Source organism: Flaviramulus basaltis (assembly GCF_900114265.1).
In the GTDB taxonomy this organism is placed as follows: Bacteria; Bacteroidota; Bacteroidia; order Flavobacteriales; family Flavobacteriaceae; genus Flaviramulus; species Flaviramulus basaltis.
Window position 1 is genome coordinate 785353 of the sequence record NZ_FPKV01000001.1, and the last position, 26115, is coordinate 811467.

Genomic DNA, 26115 nt, shown 5'->3' on the forward strand with positions numbered 1-26115 from the left:
ATAATATCTTTCCTTTTGTGACAGCTTTAGGGAAGTTATTAGTATGCTTTTTCCTCGCCTTTAAATACGTTTAAAACTGTTTGAAAAATTATTCCTAAATCTAATATTAGAGACCAGTTTTCAATATAAAAAATATCATACTTAGTTCTATTTACAATATCTTCTTTAGTTTCTATTTCACCCCTATAACCACGTACTTGAGCAAGACCTGTTACCCCTGGTTTCACAAAATGCCTTACCATATATTTAGGCACTTTAGGGCCGTAAATCTCATTTTGACGCCATAAATGAGGGCGAGGTCCCACTACTGACATAGATCCAAAAAAAACATTAAAAAATTGAGGTAACTCGTCAATGCTAGTTCTTCTTATGAATCTCCCCACTTTTGTAATCCTTGAATCATTCCTTGTAGCCGAAATTTCAGAACTAGAATTTATAGTCATAGAGCGAAATTTATAACATCCAAACCCTTTTTCTTTAATTCCTGGTCGGTTTTGTTGGAAAAAGATAGGCCCTTTACTCTCCAAAATTATAATCAACCCTAAAATTGGAATTAACCAAGACAATACAAAAATTATAATAATTCCTGAAAACAAAACATCAAATACTCTTTTAATAACACTGTTTAACGGATCGTCTAACGGAATTTCTCTTAGAGAAAGGATTGGTGTTATATCGTAATAATTTAAGTAAAAATTCTTACTGTACAACTCTTTATTATCTGGTATAAATTTTAGAGTTTTAACATTTACATCACAAAACTCTATATATCTTTTAATTTGCTTATTACTTAACTCTTTAACAGAGCAATAAATTTCATCTATATTATTTTCAAGTATATAATTGAAACTATCTAATATGTTTCCTGATTTATTAGTGCTTTCATCATTTGTAAAAAGTCCCATAAATTTATATCCAAACCCTGGTTCATTTTTAAAAAATTTTTCAAGTTTTTGTGTTGATTCATTTGCGCCAATTATTATAACTTGTTTATAATTGCTTCCTGTAATTATTCTGTACTTTTTAAAAATAATGTGAAGTATAATTCTCCAAAGTATAAAAACAAAATATAGATTAATTGAAAACTTAAATACAAGATTATGACTAATATCTATATGCTTTATGTATAAGTAAGAAAAAATCAATAAAAGAAATACAAAACACTGGCTTGTAAGCAAAGAGACTATTTTAATGATTTTTGTAAATCTATAAACTTTGTAAAAAGAGAAAAAAATTGAAAGAAATATCCAAAAAATTATAAAAAAGACTAAATCTATTATTTTACTTGTTAAAAAAAAATAGGCTGAAAAAGATATTATGAATAAGTCTAATATGTAAAGTAATGGCCTTATTAATTTAGCATGTCCTCCTTTTGATACCATATAATAATTTAATGTTTTTTTAGCTAAAGATAGATCTTCTAGTTTATCATTGCCTTTTAAGTTAATTATAATTTACTTATTTAGGTTACTATACTTTATATAAATTTTCTCTAAACACTTTATATTAATATTTAAATTAAAGTTTTCTTCAAAAAAAATAAAAGAATTATTTTCAAATTTCTCTCTAAGCTCTGTGTTATTATATAACTCAATTACTTTTTCAACAAACAGGTCAATTTCATTTATATTAATAAGGTACCCATTATAATTATTTTTAACAAGGTCCTTGTTCCCATCACAATCTGATGCTATTAATGATTTCTTTAAAGCTAAACTTTCAATTATAGCGTAAGGAAGCCCTTCATAGCGTGCTGTTGATATATAAAATTTTGAATTTTTAACTATATCAAATATTTTTTCTCGTTCGATCCATTCTATTAAAGTAGTGTTTTCTTCTAATTTATATTCAACTATTAACCTCTTAACATTTTCTGTGTTGGGACTAACCACCCCTAATCCCATAACAACTAAATGTATATCTGGAATTGTTTTCTTTACTTCTTTAATTATTTTAACCATCATCTCAATGTTTTTTTGATAAGATGGTCTTCCAACAGTACAAATATAATTTTCAGGCAAAGATGATATAATACTTGTGTTTTTTTCTTTTGCTAAAATAGGTTTAATAGAATTATTAAATAACAACGCTCGAGATACTGAATAACCAACCTCCTTAATACCTCTATTTAATTCAGATTCTGATGTTGCTAATAAAATAGAATTAAAATTTTTAAAAATTTTTTCAATTTTTAAAAATATAAATCTTTTAATTTGAGAATTTGAACTTAAATATGAGTAGGCGTGAGGCGTATGTAATACATTTACTTTATAAAACAAAGATGCAATCCTTGCAATTATACCTCCTTTAGCGCTATGTGCGTGAATTATATTTGGTTTTTCTTTTTTAAGAATTTTTATTGTTTGATATATACATCTTATATCATTAATAACATTAATTTCTCTTTTAATTGGAATAAAAAACTGTTTTACAGGTTGTTTAGAAATGTTGAAATATTCTTTAACTTTTTCCTTTTCACCATGAATTATAATGTTTTCAATTGTATTTGAATCAATATTTTTTATTACTAAATCTAAATATACTTCAACACCACCTATTGAATGAAGAACATGTGCTATTTTAATTTTTTTCAATTAATTTAAATTTAAGTTGGTTTGCGAAAATTGATGCCCAAAGGCCGCTAAAAATAATCCCATCGTATCGTATTAAAAAATCATCTGTTAAATTGGAAACAAAGAAAATTATAAAAAAACATATAATTATTGAGCTTTCTAATTTTAGACCTAGATAACCTATAAATAACACAAAAACAATTACTACAATACTTCCAAAAATACCAAATTTTAATAAAAAATCAATATACTGATTATGGACTGGAAATTTCCATTTTGCTAAATGCTTTTGATTTGTTTTTTCAAAATAATTAACAAGTTCTCGTTTAGAATCTGATGCGCCATAGCCAATCCATAAATTCTCCTTTGCTAATTCTAATGATGCTTTCCATATACTTAGTCTCATAACTAAGCTACCGTGCTTTGTCTCTGGTTTTTCTAGCTCATCTATTCTACCAATTTTATCCATATTTGAAAAACTATCCGTTGTGAATTTTTCTATTACCCTAGGAAATGCCAACGTAAATAAACTTAAACAAATAAAAAGAGCTACTCCAAGAACTAAAATGCCTTTGAAAATTTCCTTTAATTGTTTTTTCTTTTTAAAGAACTCTAGAACTAAAATAAGTAAAGAACAGACTATGCAGTTAACAATAGCTATTCTTGTGTTTATATATAAAACAAAAAAGAATAGAATTAAATAAAGTAGAAAGTAATAATGCTTACTATCTTTAAATAACATATATAAGGCCGCAAGAGCCGCAAAACTAACATGCATATTTAAAGCAGGAGCATGAGTGCCAAAACTATTTGCAAAGTGATAACCTATTTCCCAAAGATCAATTCCATTAGCATATTTTAAAAAATCATTAGTGTTTAAAATAATATACCTACAAAATAATATTGTCAATAAAATTGTTGTTATTAATACATAGCACTTTAATAACATTTTTAAGTTAATCTTTTTATAATGACCAACTAAAATTATTGGAAATAAAATTAGAGAAAATCTTTTTTCTGCAGATTTTAAACCTAAAAAAAAACTGTCATTATTCCAAAAGAATAGAATGTCTAGGAGAAAAGGGCTGGCTATTATTAAAATGAAAACTATATCCCTTTTTTTAAAATGAGTTTTTTTAAAAAAAAAAACATTAAATAACGCAAATAATATAATCAGACCAGTACTGAACTCTCTAAAAATAATTGTTGAGGCAATCAAACAAATTAATATTATAAATATGTTATTTTGCTTTTTTTCTGAAAGATTCATAATTTAATAAATAATAAATTATTGGAAACACACTCGCTTTATGTCTTAGTGCGGAACCAAGATCTGGTTCAAAAACACCTTGAACTATAAAATAAGAAAACAAAATATAAAATAGCCATAATTCATAATTATTTCTTTTACCTTCCCTTATGGATTTTTCATATTTTCTAATTAAAATGTAAAATAATATAAGCTGCCATAATATAAAAATAACTATTTGTGGTGACAAAAAGTGTCTTAAACCATTTACAGGTAAATTAACTGAGAAAAAACCATGAATTACACTAATTGATTCTCCATACCAAGTATCATTCTCTAAGGGAGGTTTGATAATGGTTTTTGCATAATCTTCTCCCATTCTCGAATTATTTACAACATCTCTTGTTTGCTCAGAAATAAATTCCCCTTTTATAACACCATAACTTAATGAAATAAAAATTAAAAGCAATAAACCATAAAGAATTGTAGCGGTTTTATAATTCTTAATTTTAATATAGCTCATTATATACATAAAAAAAGCTATGATGGCAATTATAAAATAATAAGGTCTAAAAAACCATGAGAAAAAAATCATGAGAAAAATAGAAATAAATATTGTTTTGCCAATATTTGTTTTTCGCTTAATTACAAAAAAAACAATAAATGATATATATATATAATTTATAAATTCTTTTGAGGGAACAGCAACATAAATAGCCAACATTAAAAACATTAAATAAATAATAATATTTTTTAAAAGAAACTTATGCAAGTCTTTTGAAATGCCTATTTTATATAATAAATATACTAATATTGAATATTGAATAATCGCAATAATTTCTCTGGACAGATATTTCAAACCAGTAACTTTATAAAACCAAATACTGAATGGAAAACTACCCATTAAACCAGTAAAACCATGATCATTATTTATTATAGTATTTGAATCCCAAAAATATTTTTCGGGTAGTATATAATATGAAAACACAGAGAAAAGTAATCCTGAGATTGCTAAAAGAAAAAACGCAAAATTTGATTTAGAAATTAACAACTTCATTTGGTGATATAGATAGAATGTTTAGAATAACTTACTTTTTTTAGATCTAAATTAACATTTTCGAAAAAAGCTAACTAATCTTCCTATTAAGTTTCTTGATTTTTTCATTTAAAGCAATTATAGAATTTAAAAAATTTTGTCATTATCTCTAGGAATTAAACCTAACTTATTCTTTTTAATAATTTTTCTGTCCATTAATTTTAGCCTATTCTAACTTTTAAAACTCATATAGTTCACCTTTTTTTAAGGTAAATTATATTTTAGTGCTTTATCAAGCTCAAAAACACTACCATTATAAAATACTAAATAGGTAATTAAAAAACCTGATAATACAAAAAGAAGTCGACAGCGGTTTTACCTTGGTCTAAAATTTTAAATCCATCTCCAAATGGAATCCCCATATTGTTTAAATGATGCTTCCCGTGATAAATAATTACTAAAAAAGTAGCGAAAAATCTAAGTGTATTTAAACCCTTTAAATGTTTATGAGCCATAATTTTTTATTTGGATGATATTATTTTCCAGCTTTAAAGAAATTATTTTCCATGATAAAAGACTCTTTTTTTTCTTTAATTTTGCTGCTATATTTTTTCTTTTATCAATATCGCTCAAACTTTTTGATATTGCCTCTGCTATTGACTCTTTATTTGGTTCACACCAAAAACACTCATCTTCTAATAATTGCTCCTTTAAGCCCCCAACCTTTGTACACACCATTGGTAGCTCTGCATAAATACCTAGGGATATTACACCAGACTGTGTAGCTTCTGTATACGGTATTACTAAAACATCTGCCCAAGTTAGTAATTCACCTATTTCTTTTTCAGAAAGATATTTATCTTGAACTTCTATTTTTTCATGTGCTTTATACTTAATATCATATTGGCTTTTACCCGCAATTATTAATTTTTCAAAATCATCTTCAATTTCTAATACTGATTCTAATAAAAGTTCTACTCCTTTATACTTATCAATTCTACCTAAAAAAAGTAAATTTTTTGTTTGTGAATTGCCTTTAATTTTTACATAATTATTGTTAATAATTGGATGGGGTATAATTTCATAAGCAGGATTAATTCCTAACTCTTTAACAACATTATTTCGCGCATAATTAGTAAGAAAAATAACTTCATCTGCATGCTTTAATCTATAATTATTCATTAATTGAGTAAACCAATTTCTCTCACCTTTGTGTAAAATACCATCATGTGCCGTAAATATTACCTTTTTATGGAATGTTTTAAATAAAAAAATAAAAGGTAAATCCCAAAAGTGTTTGTAAGGCAAATACAGAACATCATAAGTTCTAACTATCTTTGGAAGCAATTTTATTATTAATACTGGCAAAACAAAAATAGTATTAATAACAAATGATAATTTACCTCTATAAGTTATTGTTTCTTTAATTGAAAAGTTATGCTTATGCTTATTTACTCTGAATTTAGAAGCATAAAATTCGTGATTTAAAATTTTAAAATTTTTTACAATATTTTCAGCATAAATAGGCAAACTACCTGTTCTTCCTAAAGATAAAATCAAAATCATATATTATTTACTTTTAGTTTTTTAACAGATTTTGTAAGTCAAAATTATTTTCTGCTCGATATTTAATAAAAAGAGGGTCTTTAAGTAATAAATATTCATAAGATATCACCTTGCATCCTAATTCCCTAGCATAAAACAATAAAGAAGTAGAAAACCCTAAAACTAATAAATTTTTATTTTTTAACGCCAATTGCTCGAAAGATACATGATTAGGTATGTTTTGAGGTTTTATGCCAAGTTTCTTGCATGAATTTATGATTTTTTCTTTATTCGTATCTGATTGAGCTGGATGAAATTTTATAGAAATTTTTTTATCATTTTGTGTATTTACTCTAAGCATTTCTTCAATTGAAGAAATAAATGTTTCTAATCCAAGGTTTCCTTGTTCAACAGCTCCTTCTAAAACCATAACAATGTTTCCTTTCAATTCAAAAGAAAAATTTTTATCAGATATGAGTTCAATTTTTTTTATTTTAAAAGGAAGTCCCTTAAAGCCTTGGTTTGAAACTGTATAAAATATGGGCTGATTTTTCTTAATAAACTTTCTTATATCAAAAGGCTTTATAAAGTAAAACCTACCTCTTCCAATATTTAAAAAATTATTTACAATATATTTACCAATAGCTAATAATACATTTTTCTCCTTAAAATGCATAAAATATTTAGAATACGCTATTACTCCTTCTTCTATTATATTGATTTGCTTACAGTTTTTATTTGATGCTATAATTTGCATCGCTTTATGCCTAACCATTGGTAAGTAAACTGAAAAATCAATATTTGGGATTTTGCTATCAATTAAATTATCTAGTTTTTTAATATACTTGTATGTCTTAAAAAAATCTAGTTTTCCTATTTTATCAATGCTATCATGGATATCAGTTATGTCAATACATTTTGAATTATCTAACGAATTATTTTCATAAGCTCTTGACTTAATGAATAAAACTTCACTTTCTGATATTTTAATTTCATTAATTATTGCCATAGAAATATAATAGGTTATATGACTATGGACATAAAAAACATGTTTCTTTTTATACATTAACTTTTTAACTTAAAAAAATTGCTTTTGTTTTCATTCTTCTTAATAATTCCAAATCCTTGTCCAAAAAATCAATTGCATAGTTTCCTATAATTAAGGATATTAATGTTGCTGATGCTGCGCCTTCAATTCCAAATTTTGGAATAAAGAAAATGTTCATTATAACATTAAAACATAGGGCTATAAATGTTCTAAAAAATATTTTCTTTTCCATTTTTTCTACAATAAGATATCGGCTAGTTAAAGAGCCAATAGCCGCAAAACTTGTTGTCCAAAAAACTATAGATAAAACCTTTTCTGCACCTACAAACTCTTTTCCATATAGTAATTCAATAATAGATGTACTAAATATCATTACAATTAATGCTACTAAATTACTACCCCAAAAAAGATATCTAAAAAATTTGATGAACAAATTTTGGTATTCTTCATTTGAAGAATTCTTAAATTTTAAAACTAATGGTAAAATAGAAATTGTTAACGTAAATATTATGGCTGTATATCCATCATAAAGCCTTACCGCCGAAGAATACAAGCCCAAAGCTTTATCTCCTAAAAAATATTGAATCATTAACTGATCCGTTTTCATATATAAAATTACTGATAATGTAGATAACACAATTGGCCAAGAAGATTTAAGAAGTTTTTTTGCCATACTCAGTTTAAATCCAAACAAGAAATTAGACTGCTTTTTTTGCCAATGATATATTATAAGAAAAAGAGCTAAAAAAACAAGATCTAAAAAAAAAGTGTAAATTAAATACTTAAATGGAGCGTCTAAATAAATTATAATCAATTTTAAAAACGATGATAATAAAACAGAAATAGACTTAGCTTGAGAGGAACTTTTTGCTTTTAATTGTGATTGAAAATTATAATCAATAATATCAAAACATTTAAATATTAAACCAAAAGAATACAATGTAATAAAGTATTTTATTTCACCTCCTTTATTAAACAAAAAGTTAAGGGTGTTGAGAATTATAATAATTAAAATTGAAAAGACAAAAATTAAATAAAAAGCTGTAGATAAAATTTCCTTTCTTTGTTTAGGACTTTCAACAAGTTCTCTGACCAAAATCAAAGACATTCCAAGTTGAGTGAAAGGAATGAACACAGCAACAAATGCAATAATATAATTTAATACTCCAAAATAAGTTGGTCCAAAATGGCGAGCAATAAAAATAGCAACAAATACACCAGAGAACATTTTAATTCCCTGTTCAAATAACATCCAGAAAGAGTTATTTATATATTTGTTCTTTAATTTATTGAAAATATTCAATCTATGTTATCTAATAAAACGGTTTTATTGAATTGTATTTATCTAAATCAGGGTTATTAAAAGCTAAAAAATTAATTTTATTAATTTTTGCGGCTTCATAATCATTAAAAGAATCCCCTATTAAACAGGTTTCTTCTAAAGAATATTTTTCTTGATTTAATAATTCCTTTACCAATATGTTTTTTGCGGTTGGAGAACCATGAATTGAAATAAAAAAGTCTGATAAATTTAATTCATTACATAAAAACCGAAGTTCCTCTTGATCGGAACCAGAAACAATATGAAAATTATAGTTTTTATAATTTTTATCTATAAAAGAAACACTCTCTTTTATCAAGTTCTTTTTATCAGTTAGAGTATCTCTCATTATTTTAGAGAACCGGTTTGCATAGCTGGAAATTTCTATTTGTGTAATAGGCTTTTCTAAAATCGTCTCATAAAAATATTGAATCTTAACATATCTTGACAAACCTCCGTTAAGTCTATGGAAAGCTATTAAATTATCTACTTGATTAGATGAAAAATCTTTGAAAATTTCTCTAAAGCCAAAATCTCTAACTTTCATAGAATCTAAAATGACTCCATCAAAATCCCATAATATATTTTTTATCATTATAGTTTTATTTCAAAATCGCCATTTCTACTTTTTTTACATCTTCAAAAACATCTACTGCTAAAGAGCTGCTAGATGTTTCAACCATTTTTATAGGAATTAAAAAGTCGAAAAAACGTAAAATTTCTATATCTTCATAGTTTTCATATGCAGCCTTTTCACTCGATTCGCCAAAACTCTTTAGTTCTTCATAGTTGAATGCGTATATACAAACTTGTTTCTTATAAATGGGTCTCCCTTTAGATAAATCCTTTATTCCTGGAATAGGCAATCTTGACATATATATTAATTCATTTTTATTATTCACTAAAACTTTAGGTAAATTAATATTATTTGGATCCTCATCTGGCCCTATATCAATCATTCCATTAATAACATAGTTTGGGAAATTCTCTTTCTCTTTGGCGATTTTCAAAATATCTAATGGATTAAGTAAAGGCTCATCTCCTTGAATATTTAAATAAACATCAGCATCAATTTTTTGTGCCACCTCCCACACTCTGTCTGTTCCGGTTAAGCAGCTTTCTGATGTCATTATGACATTAAAACCATGCTTTTCTACAACCTCTTTTATTCTGTCATCTTCAGTGGCAACATAGGTATTCTCTTTACCTAAAGCTTCAGAAACAATTTCTGCAACCCTTATAATCATAGGAATACCCGCTATTTTTACTAAAGGTTTTCCTGGAAATCGAGATGATTTGTACCTAGCTGGAATAATTCCAATTTTTCTCATAACAAGCTGTATAAAGAAATAATGTCCAAATTTTTATATTTTGTTGGAGTAAATGTTTTTACAGAAACTCCATCTATAGATACAGCTGCATCAATAACTTGCTGATTTTCATGTGCAATTACAAACTGGTTGTGATTAATATTTATATCATACCCATCGAAGCCAACTAAGTAAATTTGTTTAGCTCCTAAATCAAGTGCCGTTTGAATAGCTAATGCCATTGGGGAATCTGAAGTAGCATCTGTAAAAGCAATTGCACTAACTTCTTTTGAAACCGCCTTAATGTCTTCTGGTATAATAGTCCCCATACGTCTAGGAAACGGTGGGTACACACATACTTGGGTTACCTTGGAAAAATCTCCAATTTGTCTTAACAATTTATCACTTTCAAAACCTACTAAACTGTAATATTGATCACAGTTTACATCTAAATACTCTGACACATTACGGGCTCCCGCATGAACTAAACAAGTTTTTTTTCCTACCTTCTCAATAAACTTTTGGACCGCCACTTTATGCTCTCTTGATGTATTTCCGGCCCCAAGAACTACTGCTATTTTGTGTTTTTCACTTTTCTCAAGTAAAGGCAATCTAAAGTTATCTTTCAATTCTTGTTTTTGATTGTTTAAAGCATTAATAATACTTCCTAATGGGTAACGATTCATTCCAACCCATTCCATTACTTGTTTTTGAGGTAATGATTTTGCTCCTGAAAACATATAAGGTAAACTTGTACCCCATTGATAATGTTTACGAAGCTCTTCAAACTCACTCACTACCTTACTTAATTCTCTATAAGCAACTGGGAGTTTCTTTGCGCTTTCTAAATAAGTAAGTAATAATTCTGTCTTTAAATTACCTGCTCCTCTTCCCATTCCAGTAATAGTGGCATCAACGATATCACATCCAGCGTCTATAGCTGTAATGGTATTGATTAAGGCCATTTCTAAATTATCATGTCCATGAAAACCTAAGGGTATACTAGTTTTTGCTCTAACTAAATCTATTGTTTCTTTAACATCTTCAGGCATTACCCCTCCATAAGAGTCCACCATATAAAAATAATCGATAATCTCGTCTAAGCCCTCCAAATAATCTAAAAAGGAAGTGTCTTCTTTCCAATTAGACATATACATTACATTAAAAGCCACACTAAATCCTGCCTTTTTCACCTCTTTTGCTAACACAACGGCGCGTTGCATGTTTTTAGGATCTATAGCAATGCGAACAGTAGACACATATTGTTTGCATGGGTTCAACAGTCCTTCTTCTATATGTGAAACCGTAATGTCTTTTTCATTTAAAATTATAGTAAGCTCTTTGGATGGCATTAAAGATTTTAGCTTCTTTAATATATACTCCGGACAATAAAAATATTTACCTAAATAGCCTTTCATTGAAGGGCTGCGATATCCTACTTCTACATAATCAATTGGTAACGCCTCCATAGCTAAAGCATATTCTTCAACAAGTGCGTCATTAAAATCCCAATTAGTATAATACCCTCCGTCTCGTAAAGTGCAATCTAATATTTTAAAATTCATTTAAACATAATTTAAAAAGATAAAAAATCTATATGGAACAATTTTTCTACTATGGCTTATTAAAGAGGTCTTATCTTATAGCGCTTGCAAAAGAATGTTTTCTTTATTAAAAAAATTATTTGGTCATGATGCAAATGTAAGATATTTGTTAGTTTTTTTTAAGATTGATTTTTGTTTATTAAATTATTTTCTGTCAAAACTTATTCTGCTAAATCTAGCTAGCTTTTAAGTTTTCAAATTCAAGATACTTACTTCATGATTCATAAATTCTTTATTATCTTCAGCAAAAGTCCTAGTGTTTATTAAAAATCTTTTTGCTTTGAATAGTATATGTCCATTTTTGGTTTTGCTGTTTATATATATAAAGAGGGCTTAAATAAATTCTACTTATTTAAAATGTTTTCATCATCAATTACTTAGATGATTCATTTTTAAAAGAATTTTTCTTAAACTATCTCTCCAATAAGGTATTTCAATATTAAATGTTTTTTTTGTTTTTGATTTATCTAACACACTGAACATAGGTCTTTTGGCCTCTTGTTTGTATTCTTCCGTTTTAATTGGATTTACCTTTATACTAAGATTTCTGAGATTAAAAATTGCTTTTGTAAAGTCATACCAACTTGTTAACCCTTCATTACTATAATGATAAATCCCATAAAGATTACTCTTTTCTGTGATTAATTTCAAAATAAATCCTGCTAAATCTCCTGCATAAGTTGGTGTGCCAACTTGGTCATAGATTATGTTTAACTCTTCTTTTTCCTTTCCTAGTTTAAGTATAGTTTTCATGAAATTATTTCCATATTCAGAATATAACCATGATGTTCTAATTAGAAAAAAATTGTCTAAAATTGAAGTAACTGCTAATTCTCCCTCAAGTTTTGTTAAACCATAAAAATTTATTGGTTTTGTTACGTCATTTTCTATATATGGAGTGTTTTTCTCCCCGTCAAACACAAAATCTGTAGATATTTGAATAAGAACAACCTCATTTTCTTTACATGCTTTTGCTATATATTTTGCTCCAAGTTTGTTTACGGATTTTGCAATATGTTTTTCAGATTCAGCTTTATCTACCGCTGTATAAGCGGCACAATTAATACAATAGTCTATTTTGTTTTCTGAAAAAAAAACGTTTATTTCTTCTCTTTTTGTAATGTCTAGCTTATTATGATCAACATAAATAAATAAATAATCTTTTAAAGCTTTAGACAAGTCTTTAATACATAAAGCTAATTGCCCTCTTCCCCCAGTCACTAATACGGTTTTCAAATTTTGCAGGTTTTTAGTTCTGGCAAAACCATGTCTTTTTTTGAAATTATTAATTCATCCTCTGGGAGCTGCCAATTAATATTTAGTTCTGAATCATTAAAAATAATCCCTCCTTCTGATTCTTTGTTGTAATAATTATCAGATTTATATGAAAAAACAGCCGATTTACTTAACACAACAAATCCGTGTGCAAAACCTTTTGGTATAAACAATTGTTTTTTATTTTCTTCATTCAATTCTATGGATAAGTGCTCTCCAAAAGTTCTTGAGCTTTTTCTTAAGTCCACAACAACATCTAAAACACGTCCTTGACTAACCCTTACCAACTTAGCTTGTGCATGATTACCTTTTTGAAAATGCAACCCTCTTAAAACTCCTTTAAATGAGAAAGATTCATTGTCTTGTACAAAATTAACATCAGCTCCAATGATTTTGTTGAATTTAATTTGGTTAAAAACTTCATAAAAACAACCTCTTTCATCATTAAATAGTTTTGACTCGATAACGTAACAATCTTTTAATTTAGTTTCTAATAATATCATTAATTTTTATTTAAAAGACCTAATAATTTTTTTCCGTAGCCACTTTTTAATAATGGTTTTGCTAAAGCTTTAAATTGCTTTTCGTTTATATAACCCATCTCAAACGCCGCCGCTTCAATTGCACCAATTTTTAAACCCTGTCTTTCTTCTATAACTTCAACAAATTGTGATGCTTGCATTAAAGAAGCAAAGGTTCCTGTGTCTAACCAAGCTATTCCTCTATCTAACACACTTACATTAAGTTTACCTTGCTCTAAATAAACCTTATTTATATCTGTAATTTCAAGTTCTCCTCTATGACTTGGAGTTATGTTTTTAGCAATTTTCACAACAGAATTATCATAAAAGTAAATACCAGGAACTGCAAAATTAGATTTTGGCTTTTTAGGTTTCTCTTCTATTGAAATAGCTTGACCATTTTTGTTAAATTCAACAACGCCATAACGCTGAGGGTCATTTACTCTATAAGCATAAATAATACCTCCTTCTGGATTATTATTTGCTTGTAAAAGCTTACTCAAGCCCGTTCCATAAAAAATATTATCTCCTAAAATTAAAGCTACTTTATCATTCCCTATAAAATCTGACCCTATGATAAATGCTTCGGCTAATCCTTTAGGGGTTTCTTGAATAGCATATTTAAAAATACATCCATAATTTTTTCCGTCTCCTAATAAATCTTTAAATAATGCCAAATCTTTTGGTGTAGAAATAATTAATATTTCTCTTATTCCAGAATACATTAATGTTGACAATGGATAATATATCATTGGTTTATCATAAATAGGCATAAGTTGCTTACTTACTGATAATGTTAAAGGATGGAGTCTTGTTCCAGACCCACCGGCTAGTACAATTCCTTTCATGTATTATTTATATTGTTTTTTATAATAAGTTTGATATTGACCACTTGTCACATTATTTAACCACACTTCATTACTTAAGTACCAACTTATTGTTTTTTCCAATCCTTGTTCAAACGTAACCGAAGGAATCCATCCTAATTCATTTTTTATTTTTGATGCGTCTATTGCATATCTTAAATCATGTCCTGGTCTATCTTTTATGTAAGTTATTAATAACTCCGATGAGCCTTTTGGTCTTCCTAATTTATCATCCATTTTCTTGCACAATAATTTAACTAAATCGATGTTTTTCCACTCATTAAAACCTCCAATATTGTATGTTTCACCATTTATTCCTTTATGAAATACTAAATCTATTGCAATAGCATGATCTTTAACATAAAGCCAATCTCTTGTATAGTTACCATCTCCATAAACAGGTAAAGGTATGTTTTGAATAATATTATTAATAAATAAAGGTATTAATTTTTCAGGAAACTGATTTTGACCATAATTATTTGAACAATTGGTAATTACATATGGCAAATTATAAGTTTCGCCATAAGCTCTCACAAAATGATCTGAGCCTGCCTTTGAGGCCGAATAAGGAGAATTTGGGGAATAAGGTGTTTGCTCAGTAAATAATCCTGATTCACCTAGAGCTCCATAAACTTCATCTGTGCTTATATGATAAAACCTTTTGTTTATAAAATCACCTCTCCAACATTTTTTGAAAGCATTTAAAAGATTAATTGTTCCTAAAACATTTGTTTTAACAAATGCCAATGGATCTATAATTGATCTGTCTACATGAGATTCGGCTGCTAAATGAATGACACCTTCAAACTTATACTTATTAAAAAGTGAATCTACAATTTCTTCATCTGCTATATCTGCTTTAATAAATGTATAGTTGGATTCATTTTCAATATCTTTTAAATTCTCTAAATTCCCAGCATATGTTAATGCATCTAAATTAAAGATGTGATAGTTTGGGTATGTTTTTACAAATAGCCTGATCACATGTGAACCAATAAAGCCTGCTCCACCTGTAATTAATATGTTCATTGCTTTTTGTTTAAATTTAAGATTGGTTTTTTAGAAAATTACCTAGACCCATTATTGAAAAAGTAAGCAGCAGAAACACAACTAAAACTAATGGTATTAAAAACTTCATTTTCTGATACCACTTGGTTATATCATAACCAGATTGTGGAAAATCCGAAAAAACATTAACAATACGTTGTTGCTCAACCATATCCAAAGCAACTTGTCTCCTTTGCTCCTCTAAATCTAATCGCTTTTCAATTATTTTAGATTCATCAACAATTAAATTTGTAGATTCTGCATTACCCATATATAAATTTGTTCCAGCTCCAGGAATGGGTGTTTTTTTAGACTCATTTATTCTAATCTTTAAATATTCATTAACTAAAGAGTCAGTTTTTTGAACCTGTTTAAAAAGAGCTTCCTCTTTCTTTTCTAAATTCAATTTATTAACTTCAACTAATTCCTTTAAATAATTATTACCTGAAATCTGCTCAACAAATTGTTTTTCAATTTTTTTATAAATATTTTTATCTGTGGAAGCCACACCAATTTTATGAATACTAAAGTTATATGGTGTTAAGGATTTTTTATATCTATCATAAGTCATTTCTGACCTAGAAATAGAATCCAATTTTGTGTAAAACTCTGAATACATTTCAGCAATCTTATTCTCATCTATATCTGGCTCAATATAGAAACCTTTCAATTGAGAGGCTTCTTTAGCTGATATACTTAATCTTTTAGCGAGCTCTAATTCATCATTTTCTTTGTTTGCAAGCTGATTAAACTGGCTTACATTTTCATAGACCTGTCTCGAAGAATTAAAATTAGTTTCAATAAACATATTGGCTCCATATGATTTGTCGGATAGCATATCAATAATAAACCCTAATAACAGGCCAAGGATAATGGCCCCAACATACCAAACTTTTCTTTTATAAAAGTGAATTAATATTAATAAAATAAATTTATAAATTGCTAAAAAAAGGCTACCTATAAACTTGAAAAAGCGATCAAAAGCATTTCCAATTAGTTTAAATAACTGCCCTAAATCTACTTCTTCAGATTGCTGTGGTTGTGGCAAATCTTTACTCATAATTATAATTTGTTAGTTTAATATTTGTTCTAATATTGTTCTAGTTATTAAATATGTTGGCCTAACACCCGAGGTTCCCAAACCTCCTGATGCCAATGTTGCTCCTGTTTCTAGTGGATTATCACTGGCATAATAAGCATATCTTACTTTTACATCTGGACTAATACTTCCTCTAACTTTTGAGGCTGCTTGTATAGCTTTTTGATAATGAGCTCCCTCCATTTCCAAACCTATTACTTGCCATGTTGAGTTATAAAAAAACTTTAAAATGTCTTTGTTTTGTAGAGAAGTACCTAAAACCGTAATCATAGACCCCTCGTAAACATCTACTCCCTGACCCTCTAAGTCTTCTTTTTTAAGCTCGTTTTCAAATGGATAATTATCGGCTGTTCCTTCAAAAATATGAGCAGATGGTATCATAATGTCTCCTTTTCCTCCTTCTAAAATACCTGCTTTTCCCATAATAGAAACAGACTCTATATTTAAGTGTGTTTTCTTCCCTTTTTCCTTATATGGCTTTAAAAGCTCATCTATAGTCTCATAAGCCTGTTCACCAAAAGCATAATCCATCACTACTATAACTGGTTTTTTTTCAGCCAAAACTGTTTCGGATATTTTAATATCAACTTTTGAAGCATCTATTTTAGAGGTGTCAAAAATTTGGACATCTATATTAGCTCCAGATGTATCGTCTATGTAAAGCATGCCTTTTTGCAATGCTTCTTTAGTTATTTTATTTCGAAGTGCTTTGTTTTCATTTTGACTTAAAGACTCATATATTTCAAAAACATCTTTTTTGGGTGAATTGGCTTTTAAAATACTTGATGAAAAAAGTGTATTCATTACACTATGCATATTAGCACTAATAATATGAATTGGTCTATCTAATAATCCGTTTTTAGAAAGTGTTTCCTTTACGGTATCGGCCCAAATCTCTCCGTGTATATGATGGCCTATTCGTTCTCTTAAAACCGGACTAAATGTAACTGTTCTTTTGTTATTATGTATTTGCTCTTCTATAGCTAGTTTACCTAACCAATATACTATATGCAGTAATCTTTCTGGTTGAGAAGGTCTTGCAAACTCTTTATAAACAGAACTTAATTCATTAAACGTTCTTCCTAAAATATTAGCGGTATGTGTTATTGCTACTTCGCGTTCTTCTTGTGTTAACTTGTTTTTAGATAAAACAGCTTTTTCAAGCTTTATCCAATCTCGTGTAGTATGCCCTTCTTCATTTATTATTACACGATTACTTATTTTATGCGACTCAACAAAAAGAAATGTTAAGTGTGTTAAAATATCATAGATTTCTGATCGACCACGAGTAATTTCAATATTCATTTGCTCGTCATCAATTCTATAGCAATTACGTCTTCTTTTTTCTGGAATAATTGGTTTAAAATGAGAATTAGAATACCCTTCATCACTTGTTAAGTTAATAAAAGTACATTCTTCAATACCCGCTGGAAGTCTATCAATAACATAAAGTAACCCTTCTAATTCTGCCTTTTCCTCTCCTACAGAACCATATATTTCTGGTCGTAAAAGTAATAGGGATTGGCGTAACGTTTCTCCTGAAATACCCATGGGTTTATAGAACCCTCTATTAAACAAGTGACGCATTGTAATATACATACGCTCAATAGCATTTGAACTCTCCTGAGCTCTTGTTCTTCCTTGATGTTTTTTACTAATCATATTTTCTTTTAGTCGGGTACAAAGATAGTACTATTTAACTTATTTTTTCTTGAGGAAAACTCTCAACAATCTTTCTATCATTTGATAGTCTTGGTATCTTATTTTGTCCACCTAATTTGCCAATAGACTTCATATAATTTTCAAACCCTTTCTTTTTTACTTGAGTAATTTTAAGCGGCTGTAATACGTGTCCTTTTATTAGATCAAAATAATAGCTGTTTTGTTTTTGAAGGGATTCGTCTATTTTTTTTGCTAATACGGAAAGATTTTCTGGTTCGTTTTCAAATTCTACAAACCACTCATGATAAGGCAAACCCTCTTTAGGATTAATTTGAGGCGCAACTGTAAACTCTGAAACTCTTACATTAGTATTTAAGGTCGCTTCTTTCATAGCTTCTTCTACTTCTTTGCCAATAACATGTTCTCCAAAAGCCGAAATAAAATGCTTGATTCTACCCGAAACTATAACTCGGTATGGTTTTGTAGATGTAAACTCAACGGTATCACCAATATTATAGGCCCAAAGTCCTGCATTTGTTGAAATTATCATCACATAATTAACTCCAATCTCAACATCTTTTATCGTGATACGTTTAGGGTTTTTATTAAAAAATTCATCTGCCTTTATAAACTCATAAAATATTCCAGAGTTTAGCTGAAGCAACATCCCTTTTTCGTTTTGCTTATCTTGAAATGCAAAAAAACCTTCACTTGCGGGATATAATTCTATACTATCAACTTTTCTACCAATAAGGTTTTCAAACTTCGCGCGATAAGGTTCGTAATTCACACCTCCAAAAATAAAAAGATTAAAATTTTTAAAAACATCACCTACTTTTTTTCCTGTTTTTTGCTGAAGTTTTTCAAAATACATTTGTACCCAAGATGGTATTCCAGAAATAATAGTCATGTTTTCTGGCAAAGTTTCTTCTACAATAGCATCAACTTTAGTTTCCCAATCTTCTATACAATTTGTTTCCCAAGAAGGTAGTCTGTTTTTTTGAAGATACTTAGGCACATAGTGCGCTACAATACCGGAAAGGCGCCCAAGTTGAACACCGTTTTGCTCTTTAAGGATTGGGCTTCCTTGTAAAAAAATCATTTTTCCATCAACAAATTTGCTGTTTCCTGTTTCATTAATGTACATTAAAATAGCATTTCTAGCCGCTTCGACATGACTTGGCATGCTTTCTTTGGTTATTGGAATGTATTTAGAACCTGATGTTGTGCCCGATGTTTTTGCAAAATAAACAGGCTTACCTTTCCATAGAATATTTTTTTCTCCAGCTACTACTTTTTCAACATAAGGTTTTAGCGCTTCGTAATCTCTTATTGGTACACGCTTAATAAAATCCTTGTGATTATTTATGCTTATAAAATCATGATCTTTACCAAACTCTGTGCTTGTAGCTTCTGATATCAATTCTTGAAAAACCTTTTCTTGTGTTTCAAGAGGCTTGTTTGCCCATTTTTGGATATTCTTATAAACACGTTTTGCAAATGGTTTTGCTAAAGCAGATTTTAGTGATATCATTTATTTAAAATCTATAAAGTTTGTTGGATTAATTGGGTAGCCATCATTCCAAAGCTCAAAGTGTAAATGTGGTCCTGTAGTTAATTCTCCGGTATTCCCAGCCGTTGCAATTACCTCACCGGCTTTAACCAAATCTCCTTGCTCTTTAGTTAAAGATGCATTGTGTTTGTAAATTGAAATTAACCCGTAACTGTGTTCAATAATAATAACATAACCCGTGCTTGCTGTCCATTCTGAAAAAATGACAATCCCATCAGCAGTAGATTTTACTGGTGTGTCTTTTGCTACAACTACATCAACAGCAAAATGCTTTTCTTTTGCATTATAAGCCTCACTAATGGTTCCATTTACTGGTGGAAATAATACAAAATTTGATGCTGATGTTGCCGATTCAAACAAATTATATTTATCTTCTTTGTCTACTTTTTCTCGCAGAAGTGAATCTTCTGCATTAGGATTTAAATCTACTTCGCTTGCTTCTAATTTAACAGCTTCAACTATAGAATCTTTATTAAAATCATCCGCACTCATATCTCCTTTTAATACTTTTTTTATTGAAGTATAATACAATTCATTCATAGCAATAACCTGCTGTAAAGAGTCGGTTTTATAATTTAATTCTGTAGCTTGTTTTTTTAAGGCTGTTGATGAATATCCCGGAATATACTCTCTTAAAGGCGTAAATGCGATTAATAAATAAGTAAGTGATATTAAAAAAACGGCTAGTAAAGAACATAAAACAAAAACATTTAAACGTGTTAATTTAAATGATAGACGCTCTTCAAAAGTAAGCTCGTTAAGTATTAATAATCTATACTTATCAAGCAGTTTTCTTTTTATTTTTTTAGGTTTCTTTTTTTTTTCCTTCATGGTCAAACAAAAATAAATAGAATTTATTAAACATTATGTTCTTTAATATGAAAGTATATTTACTTTTATAAATACTCTTAATGCTAAAGTTATGCTTAAAACGATTTTATTTAACTTTAATTATTAACTTTGTTTTTTAAAATAGATATTATGAGCTTATATATGTTACCGTTAGCAATTGGACCTTGGCAAATAGCATTAATTGTGGTGGTTGTTTTATTGTTATTTGGAGGTAAAAAAATACCTGAATTAATGCGTGGACTTGGTAGTGGAATTAAAGAATTTAAAGACGCTAGCAAAGAAGAAGAAGACGATAAAAAAGAATAAAACCTATTCTTTATACAAAAAAGACCAACATAAATAATATGTTGGTCTTTTTTGTTTTTATCACTTTTATATCTAGTCTATTTTAACCGATTTTATAATCGCTTCAAGCTCTAGCATATAATTTCTTTTTTCAACTGATGGAGCAAACGCAAAGCCCTCAAGAACGACCCATCGGTTGTTTGTTTTGTCTTCAATAGCATAGTTTATAAAAGGTCCGCCCATAAATGCATTTTTAACATCCCAAATACCTTTAGTCACTAAGGCTGGTTTATTATCTAAAATGGTTTCTTCATGAAATGGTGTATATGCATTTTCTGTTGTTAAATATGAACCTTCAACAGGGCCTTCAATATATTGTTTTCCAATAGAATCTCTAATTTTTATAATTTGATTAACCACACTATCATTTCTTTTAATTGCATCCATAGGGAGTTCGTAAATCAATAAATTAGTAGTTCCTGTAGTGATATCTTTTCTAATCCAAAAAAAGTTATCAGCTTCTTTTGCTATTCTATAAATGGCATCAAATTGAATGGTTAAACCTAATTTTTCTTTTATTCCCTTAAAATTATGAGGCGATTTTGCCATTTGGCGCAATCTTTCTGATAACTCTTGATTTCTAAAAGTTTCAACTATTTTAGTTTCGTTTTCAGTAACAAGATCTATTATTTGTTTTTTTGTTTTACCAGAAATCACTATTACTTTTTGAGGTTTTGCATATACATTATCTAAGAATTCAATACCAGCTTCTTTGTTGGTTTCTATCTTTAAAACCGTTCTGTTTTTTGTAACAAACCCAGAAAAAACAGATGGAGGAATTTGACTAATTGTAAATGTAGGCTCGTCCTGTGGCAAGCCATAAATTGGTTTAGCAAGCACGCTTCTTATAGCTTCTCCTACACTTCCATCCCATAAATCGTTTTCTGTAACAACGGACACGTTGTTTATAGCTCCAGAAGAGTCTGCAATATAACGCTCATTTGAGTTTTTCTTGTCTCCGCAAGACATTAAAAGAATTAATGATAATGCTGAAAAAATAATGTGTCGCATAATAATGTTAGGTTTTTTATGAAATTAGCTTTTAGATATTTTAAGCTTCATTCCTGGTTTTAGTTTATTACCACTAATACCGTTCCAATCTTTAATATTTTGAACAGAAACTCCAGGAAATTTTTGTGAGATACTCCATAACGAGTCTCCAGATATGACAACATAAGTAACAACATCACCCGAAATAGGTTTAGTTTTAACTACTGTGGTAACAGAATTAGATGCTGAAACATTGGGTTTTCTTGGGTAAATAGTTAATCGCTGACCTATTTTTAAATCATTCCCTCTTAATCCGTTCCACTTTTTAATATCACTAACTCTAACACCATAAATTCTAGAAATTTTTCCTAAATAATCTCCAGATTTTACGCGATAGCTTACTTTATCATTTGCATTGAAAAATTGTGGTAAGGGTTTTTCTCTTTTATCAAATTCCGCTTTAGCGAAATCATAAATTTTATCTTCGTTATTAACAAACTCACCTATAACATCAATAGGTAGTCGCAACGTATAGTTTTCATCTTTAACAAAGGGAATAATATCTAATTTATATGATGGATTTAAAAATTGAAGTTCTTCAATAGGTGTTCCCGTAACTTCTGAAACTTGATCCAGCGTAATCATTTGTTTTACTCTTACTGTATCTGTTTCAAAATATGCGACTTCTGGCTTTATTTTTTTGAAACCGTGTTCTTCTGCGTATTCAAAAATATACATATTAGCTAAAAAAGCTGGTAAGTAACCCGCAGTTTCTCTAGGTAGGTTATGGCGAATATTCCAATAATTTTCATAGCCCCCAGAACGACGAATCGCTTTTGTTACATTTCCAGGTCCTGAGTTATAAGCTGCTAAAGCCAAATCCCAATCTCCAAAAATACCATATAACCTTGCTAGGTATTTTGCGGCTGCTTCAGTAGATTTTATGGGGTCGCTACGCTCATCTACATAACTACTTACATCTAAACCGTACATTTTTCCTGTAGCAAACATAAATTGCCAAATACCAGTAGCACCAACTCTTGATTTTGCTCTAGGCTTTAATGCCGATTCTACAATGGCTAAATATTTAACTTCTAAAGGAATATCATACAAATCTAACTCCCTTTCAAACATAGGAAAATAGAATGCGCTTAAGGTTATTAATTTTTGAATGGACTTCCGTCTATGTTTTAAATACGATTTTATAACACTTTCTAAAGACGGATTATATTCTACATTAAAAGGTGTTCTTGAGTCTAATGCTTTTAGCCTTGCTTTAAGTGTATCTGTTGGTAGTTCTGGGTAATCAATTTCATCAAAATCTAACTCAGTAACAGATTTGTAAATAGTATCGAATAACGCATTGCTATATAATTCTTCAAACCATTTTTCATCTAGTTTGGCAGCAAGTTCGTTATCTACTAGTTTTTTTATTGAAGTACTATCGTTTTCAACCTCAATAACCTTAATGGTTTTAGGTGTTCCATCTATGATAGAGTCTTGACTTTGGGAAAAACCAATGCCAACATTTAAAAGTAATAAGATTATAAAAAACCGAAAAGCCATAAAATCAATTCATTTGGTTATTGAACGATGTTATGGCTAAAATCGTATTTTTTCAGCTAATTTGAAAGATTATTTCGAATTATTCTAAAATAGCAGCAATTCCAGGAAGTGTTTTACCTTCTAAGCTTTCTAACATAGCGCCTCCACCGGTACTTACGTAACTTACTTTGTCTTCGAAACCAAACTGTTTTACGGCTGCAACAGAATCGCCTCCACCAACTAGAGAAAACGCACCATTTTTAGTTGCTTCAGCAATTGAGTTTCCTAATTCAATTGTTCCACCTGCAAAACTTTCCATTTCAAAAACCCCAAGAGGTCCGTTCCAAAGTATGGTTTTACACTGCATCACTACATCATGAAATTGTTTTCTAGATTTTGGACCAGCATCAACGCCTTCCCAACCATCTGGAATTTCATTTATATCAACTGTTTGTGTGTTTGCATCGTTACTAAAAGCATCAGCAGCAATAGTATCTACAGGAATATGTACTTGTACGTTTTTTTCTTTAGCTTGTTTTAAAATTTCTAATGCTAATGGCATTTTATCATCTTCACAAATAGAGTTTCCTATTTTTCCTCCTTGTGCTTTAACAAATGTAAAAGCCATTCCGCCACCAATAATTAAATGATCAACGGCGTCTAAAATGTTTTCAATAATAGTAATTTTTGAAGATACTTTTGCACCACCAAGAATGGCTAAAACTGGTTTCTCGCCAGTTTCCATTACTTTTTTAATACTATCTATTTCTTGTGCTAATAAGTTTCCAAAGCATTTTTTGCCTTCAAAAAATTGTGCTACAATAGTTGTTGAAGCATGCGCTCTATGCGCTGTACCAAAGGCATCATTAACATAAATATCTCCTAGTTTTGAAAGTTTTTCTGCAAAACCAACATCTCCAGCAGTTTCTTCATCATGAAAACGAAGATTTTCTAATAATAAAATTTGTCCTGACTGTAAATTTGCAGCAGCTTTTTCTGCTTTTTCTCCTACGCATTCATCAACAAAAATAACTTCAACTCCTAAAATATCTTCAACAGTTTCAGCAATATGACGTAACGAAAATTCATCTTGAACACCTTTTGGACGTCCTAAATGAGACATTAAAATACAGCTTCCGCCATCTTCTAAAATTTTAATAATGGTTGGTTTTGCAGATACAATTCTAGTTGCATCGGTTACTTCAAACTTGTCATTTAAAGGCACATTAAAATCTACACGAATTAATGCTTTTTTGTTTTCAAAATTAAAATCGTTAAGCGTCTTCATCTATTATGTTATTTTATTATTTTTTATCTGTTTGATTTACAAATGTAACTAATTAAAAAGCTATTTAAAACGTGTTTTTTAACGAAAACGATATAGCTTAATTAATAATTTTTTTAATCATTAAAAATATGAGTTTGTTCCTTTAAGTTTTTCAAATTCAACCCCAAAATAATAACAAAAATTTATGTAGGTTTGTTTCATGCTTTTTGAAGATATTTTAGGACAAGAACATATAAAAAAACACCTTACTCAAAGTGTTGATAATGGTAGAATACCACACGCCCAATTATTTGTGGGTAACGAGGGTTCTGGCACATTGCCTATGGCATTAGCTTATGCACAATATGTTTTGTGTTCTAATTCTGGAGGAGAAAATAATACAGGTAATGCCTCTTGTAATTTGAAGTTTAAAAACTTTTCTCACCCAGATTTGCATTTTGCTTTCCCGGTAACCACAAGTGACAAAGCTAAAAGTCATCCAGTTTCTAGTCATTATTTAGAAGAATGGCGCCAATTGTTAAATGAGCAGCCTTATGGTAATTTGTTTGATTGGTATAAACTACTTGGTGTAGATAACAAACAGGGCCAAATTGGAGTTGATGAGGCTCAAGATATAGTAAAAGCATTGACTTTGAAAGCTTATGAAGGTGGTTATAAAGTCATGTTAATTTGGATGGCAGAAAAAATGAACACTCCTTCTGCTAATAAGCTTTTAAAGCTTATTGAAGAGCCACCAAACAAAACCATTTTTATTTTAATTGCTGAAGACGAAGAACAAATAATAAATACAATAAGGTCTCGTTGCCAAATATTACATTTTCCACCTTTGGCAGAAGATGTTATAAAAGAGGCTTTAGTTAAACAATATAATTTAGAGCTATCTGTAGCCACAAAAATAGCACATCAATCTAACGGAAATTACAATAAGGCCTGTGATTTGGTTTATCAAGATTCTGAAGATATTCAGTTTGAAACTTGGTTTATTTTCTGGATAAGAAGTGCTTTTAAAGCTAAAGGAAATAAGGCTGCTATTCACGATTTAATATCTTGGAGTGAAGATATTTCTAAAACAGGACGAGAAACTCAAAAACAATTTCTAAACTTTTGTTTAGACTTTTTTCGTCAGGCTTTATTAATGAATTACAATGCTAAAGATTTAGTGTTTTTAGAACCTAAAACAGAAAAGTTTAAGTTGGAAAACTTTGCCCCTTTTGTGCATGGAAATAATATTTTAGAAATTAGTGATGAGTTACAAGATGCTATTTATCACATAGAACGCAATGGTAATTCTAAAATTATTTTAACCGATTTATCTATTAAACTAACACGTTTACTCCATAAAAAACCAGCTTAGTAAGCATTTTTT

General features: G+C 29.0%; 24 protein-coding genes. 2 read left to right on the forward strand and 22 right to left on the reverse strand.

The window, feature by feature from the left end; genetic code table 11:
• Window positions 1-38: 38 nt before the first annotated feature.
• From BT151_RS03640 to BT151_RS03730, 19 genes are all read right to left on the reverse strand, one after another.
• Complete coding sequence (locus BT151_RS03640) at window positions 39-1382, reverse strand: exopolysaccharide biosynthesis polyprenyl glycosylphosphotransferase (RefSeq protein ID WP_072400387.1); 1344 nt, start codon at window positions 1380-1382, stop codon at window positions 39-41.
• 72 nt (window positions 1383-1454) lie between these two features.
• Window positions 1455-2594, reverse strand: coding sequence for a glycosyltransferase (locus tag BT151_RS03645; RefSeq protein WP_072400388.1), 1140 nt, complete (start codon window positions 2592-2594; stop codon window positions 1455-1457).
• On the reverse strand, window positions 2581-3483 hold the full coding sequence (locus BT151_RS03650; protein WP_245794711.1) for an O-antigen ligase family protein: 903 nt from the start codon (window positions 3481-3483) through the stop codon (window positions 2581-2583). Before BT151_RS03650 ends, BT151_RS03645 begins: the two co-directional genes overlap by 14 nt.
• Before the next feature lie 331 nt (window positions 3484-3814).
• Window positions 3815-4879: a hypothetical protein gene (locus BT151_RS03655; protein ID WP_072400390.1), complete on the reverse strand. Its 1065-nt coding sequence runs from the start codon at window positions 4877-4879 to the stop codon at window positions 3815-3817.
• Window positions 4880-5193: 314 nt separating this feature from the next.
• Window positions 5194-5373, reverse strand: a complete 180-nt coding sequence (locus BT151_RS03660) for a hypothetical protein (protein WP_072400391.1) — start codon at window positions 5371-5373, stop codon at window positions 5194-5196.
• Complete coding sequence (locus BT151_RS03665) at window positions 5363-6424, reverse strand: glycosyltransferase family 4 protein (RefSeq protein ID WP_072400392.1); 1062 nt, start codon at window positions 6422-6424, stop codon at window positions 5363-5365. The genes BT151_RS03660 and BT151_RS03665 overlap by 11 nt, the downstream gene beginning before the upstream one ends.
• A 13-nt stretch (window positions 6425-6437) precedes the next feature.
• Complete coding sequence (locus tag BT151_RS03670; RefSeq protein ID WP_143144246.1) at window positions 6438-7469, reverse strand: polysialyltransferase family glycosyltransferase; 1032 nt, start codon at window positions 7467-7469, stop codon at window positions 6438-6440.
• A 7-nt stretch (window positions 7470-7476) separates the two neighbouring features.
• Entirely contained in the window at window positions 7477-8754 is a 1278-nt protein-coding gene (locus tag BT151_RS03675) for a flippase (protein ID WP_262494237.1), read from the reverse strand.
• Between the two features lie 10 nt (window positions 8755-8764).
• Window positions 8765-9367 (reverse strand): HAD family hydrolase, encoded by a 603-nt coding sequence (locus BT151_RS03680; RefSeq protein WP_072400395.1) that lies wholly within the window; start codon window positions 9365-9367, stop codon window positions 8765-8767.
• 7 nt (window positions 9368-9374) lie between these two features.
• Window positions 9375-10103 (reverse strand): 3-deoxy-manno-octulosonate cytidylyltransferase, encoded by a 729-nt coding sequence (locus BT151_RS03685; RefSeq protein ID WP_072400396.1) that lies wholly within the window; start codon window positions 10101-10103, stop codon window positions 9375-9377.
• Complete coding sequence (locus BT151_RS03690; RefSeq protein WP_072400397.1) at window positions 10100-11647, reverse strand: aldolase catalytic domain-containing protein; 1548 nt, start codon at window positions 11645-11647, stop codon at window positions 10100-10102. The genes BT151_RS03685 and BT151_RS03690 overlap by 4 nt, the downstream gene beginning before the upstream one ends.
• Window positions 11648-12055: 408 nt before the next feature.
• Entirely contained in the window at window positions 12056-12922 is an 867-nt protein-coding gene (gene rfbD / locus BT151_RS03695; protein WP_143144247.1) for a dTDP-4-dehydrorhamnose reductase, read from the reverse strand.
• Window positions 12919-13464, reverse strand: coding sequence for a dTDP-4-dehydrorhamnose 3,5-epimerase (rfbC, locus tag BT151_RS03700; RefSeq protein WP_072400399.1), 546 nt, complete (start codon window positions 13462-13464; stop codon window positions 12919-12921). Before rfbC ends, rfbD begins: the two co-directional genes overlap by 4 nt.
• On the reverse strand, window positions 13464-14330 hold the full coding sequence (gene rfbA, locus BT151_RS03705) for a glucose-1-phosphate thymidylyltransferase RfbA (protein ID WP_072400400.1): 867 nt from the start codon (window positions 14328-14330) through the stop codon (window positions 13464-13466). The genes rfbC and rfbA overlap by 1 nt, the downstream gene beginning before the upstream one ends.
• 3 nt (window positions 14331-14333) lie before the next feature.
• The gene (gene rfbB, locus BT151_RS03710; RefSeq protein ID WP_072400401.1) at window positions 14334-15377 is read right to left on the reverse strand and encodes a dTDP-glucose 4,6-dehydratase; all 1044 of its coding nucleotides are present in this window, start codon (window positions 15375-15377) and stop codon (window positions 14334-14336) included.
• 16 nt (window positions 15378-15393) lie between these two features.
• A complete protein-coding gene (locus BT151_RS03715) occupies window positions 15394-16455 on the reverse strand; it encodes a hypothetical protein (protein ID WP_072400402.1) in 1062 nt (353 codons plus the stop codon).
• Window positions 16456-16467: 12 nt separating this feature from the next.
• The gene (locus tag BT151_RS03720) at window positions 16468-18156 is read right to left on the reverse strand and encodes a DUF6909 family protein (RefSeq protein WP_072400403.1); all 1689 of its coding nucleotides are present in this window, start codon (window positions 18154-18156) and stop codon (window positions 16468-16470) included.
• A 34-nt stretch (window positions 18157-18190) separates the two neighbouring features.
• Window positions 18191-19690, reverse strand: a complete 1500-nt coding sequence (locus BT151_RS03725) for a GH3 auxin-responsive promoter family protein (RefSeq protein WP_072400404.1) — start codon at window positions 19688-19690, stop codon at window positions 18191-18193.
• On the reverse strand, window positions 19691-20560 hold the full coding sequence (locus BT151_RS03730; RefSeq protein WP_072400405.1) for a M23 family metallopeptidase: 870 nt from the start codon (window positions 20558-20560) through the stop codon (window positions 19691-19693).
• 150 nt (window positions 20561-20710) lie between these two features.
• Between BT151_RS03730 and tatA the strand changes: the two genes are divergently transcribed.
• On the forward strand, window positions 20711-20887 hold the full coding sequence (tatA, locus tag BT151_RS03735; RefSeq protein ID WP_072400406.1) for a twin-arginine translocase TatA/TatE family subunit: 177 nt from the start codon (window positions 20711-20713) through the stop codon (window positions 20885-20887).
• Window positions 20888-20959: 72 nt separating this feature from the next.
• Here tatA and BT151_RS03740 read toward each other — a convergent pair whose 3' ends face one another.
• From BT151_RS03740 to BT151_RS03750, 3 genes are all read right to left on the reverse strand, one after another.
• Window positions 20960-21937: a DUF4837 family protein gene (locus BT151_RS03740; protein WP_072400407.1), complete on the reverse strand. Its 978-nt coding sequence runs from the start codon at window positions 21935-21937 to the stop codon at window positions 20960-20962.
• A gap of 24 nt (window positions 21938-21961) precedes the next feature.
• On the reverse strand, window positions 21962-23482 hold the full coding sequence (locus BT151_RS03745) for a lytic transglycosylase domain-containing protein (RefSeq protein WP_072400408.1): 1521 nt from the start codon (window positions 23480-23482) through the stop codon (window positions 21962-21964).
• A gap of 79 nt (window positions 23483-23561) precedes the next feature.
• Window positions 23562-24749, reverse strand: coding sequence for a phosphoglycerate kinase (locus BT151_RS03750; RefSeq protein WP_072400409.1), 1188 nt, complete (start codon window positions 24747-24749; stop codon window positions 23562-23564).
• Between the two features lie 199 nt (window positions 24750-24948).
• Between BT151_RS03750 and BT151_RS03755 the strand changes: the two genes are divergently transcribed.
• Window positions 24949-26103, forward strand: coding sequence for a DNA polymerase III subunit (locus BT151_RS03755; RefSeq protein ID WP_072400410.1), 1155 nt, complete (start codon window positions 24949-24951; stop codon window positions 26101-26103).
• The last annotated feature ends 12 nt before the right edge of the window (window positions 26104-26115 follow it).

Bases quoted from the DNA above. Each gene is read 5' to 3' on its own strand.
- BT151_RS03640 (WP_072400387.1), bottom strand. From the start codon at position 1,382: ATGGTATCAAAAGGAGGACATGCTAAATTAATAAGGCCATTACTTTAC.
- BT151_RS03655 (WP_072400390.1), bottom strand. From the start codon at position 4,879: ATGAAGTTGTTAATTTCTAAATCAAATTTTGCGTTTTTTCTTTTAGCA.
- BT151_RS03660 (WP_072400391.1), bottom strand. From the start codon at position 5,373: ATGGCTCATAAACATTTAAAGGGTTTAAATACACTTAGATTTTTCGCT.
- BT151_RS03665 (WP_072400392.1), bottom strand. From the start codon at position 6,424: ATGATTTTGATTTTATCTTTAGGAAGAACAGGTAGTTTGCCTATTTAT.
- BT151_RS03670 (WP_143144246.1), bottom strand. From the start codon at position 7,469: ATGTATAAAAAGAAACATGTTTTTTATGTCCATAGTCATATAACCTAT.
- BT151_RS03680 (WP_072400395.1), bottom strand. From the start codon at position 9,367: ATGATAAAAAATATATTATGGGATTTTGATGGAGTCATTTTAGATTCT.
- BT151_RS03685 (WP_072400396.1), bottom strand. From the start codon at position 10,103: ATGAGAAAAATTGGAATTATTCCAGCTAGGTACAAATCATCTCGATTT.
- BT151_RS03690 (WP_072400397.1), bottom strand. From the start codon at position 11,647: ATGAATTTTAAAATATTAGATTGCACTTTACGAGACGGAGGGTATTAT.
- rfbC (WP_072400399.1), bottom strand. From the start codon at position 13,464: ATGATATTATTAGAAACTAAATTAAAAGATTGTTACGTTATCGAGTCA.
- rfbA (WP_072400400.1), bottom strand. From the start codon at position 14,330: ATGAAAGGAATTGTACTAGCCGGTGGGTCTGGAACAAGACTCCATCCT.
- rfbB (WP_072400401.1), bottom strand. From the start codon at position 15,377: ATGAACATATTAATTACAGGTGGAGCAGGCTTTATTGGTTCACATGTG.
- BT151_RS03715 (WP_072400402.1), bottom strand. From the start codon at position 16,455: ATGAGTAAAGATTTGCCACAACCACAGCAATCTGAAGAAGTAGATTTA.
- BT151_RS03720 (WP_072400403.1), bottom strand. From the start codon at position 18,156: ATGATTAGTAAAAAACATCAAGGAAGAACAAGAGCTCAGGAGAGTTCA.
- BT151_RS03725 (WP_072400404.1), bottom strand. From the start codon at position 19,690: ATGATATCACTAAAATCTGCTTTAGCAAAACCATTTGCAAAACGTGTT.
- BT151_RS03730 (WP_072400405.1), bottom strand. From the start codon at position 20,560: ATGAAGGAAAAAAAAAAGAAACCTAAAAAAATAAAAAGAAAACTGCTT.
- tatA (WP_072400406.1), top strand. From the start codon at position 20,711: ATGAGCTTATATATGTTACCGTTAGCAATTGGACCTTGGCAAATAGCA.
- BT151_RS03740 (WP_072400407.1), bottom strand. From the start codon at position 21,937: ATGCGACACATTATTTTTTCAGCATTATCATTAATTCTTTTAATGTCT.
- BT151_RS03745 (WP_072400408.1), bottom strand. From the start codon at position 23,482: ATGGCTTTTCGGTTTTTTATAATCTTATTACTTTTAAATGTTGGCATT.
- BT151_RS03750 (WP_072400409.1), bottom strand. From the start codon at position 24,749: ATGAAGACGCTTAACGATTTTAATTTTGAAAACAAAAAAGCATTAATT.
- BT151_RS03755 (WP_072400410.1), top strand. From the start codon at position 24,949: ATGCTTTTTGAAGATATTTTAGGACAAGAACATATAAAAAAACACCTT.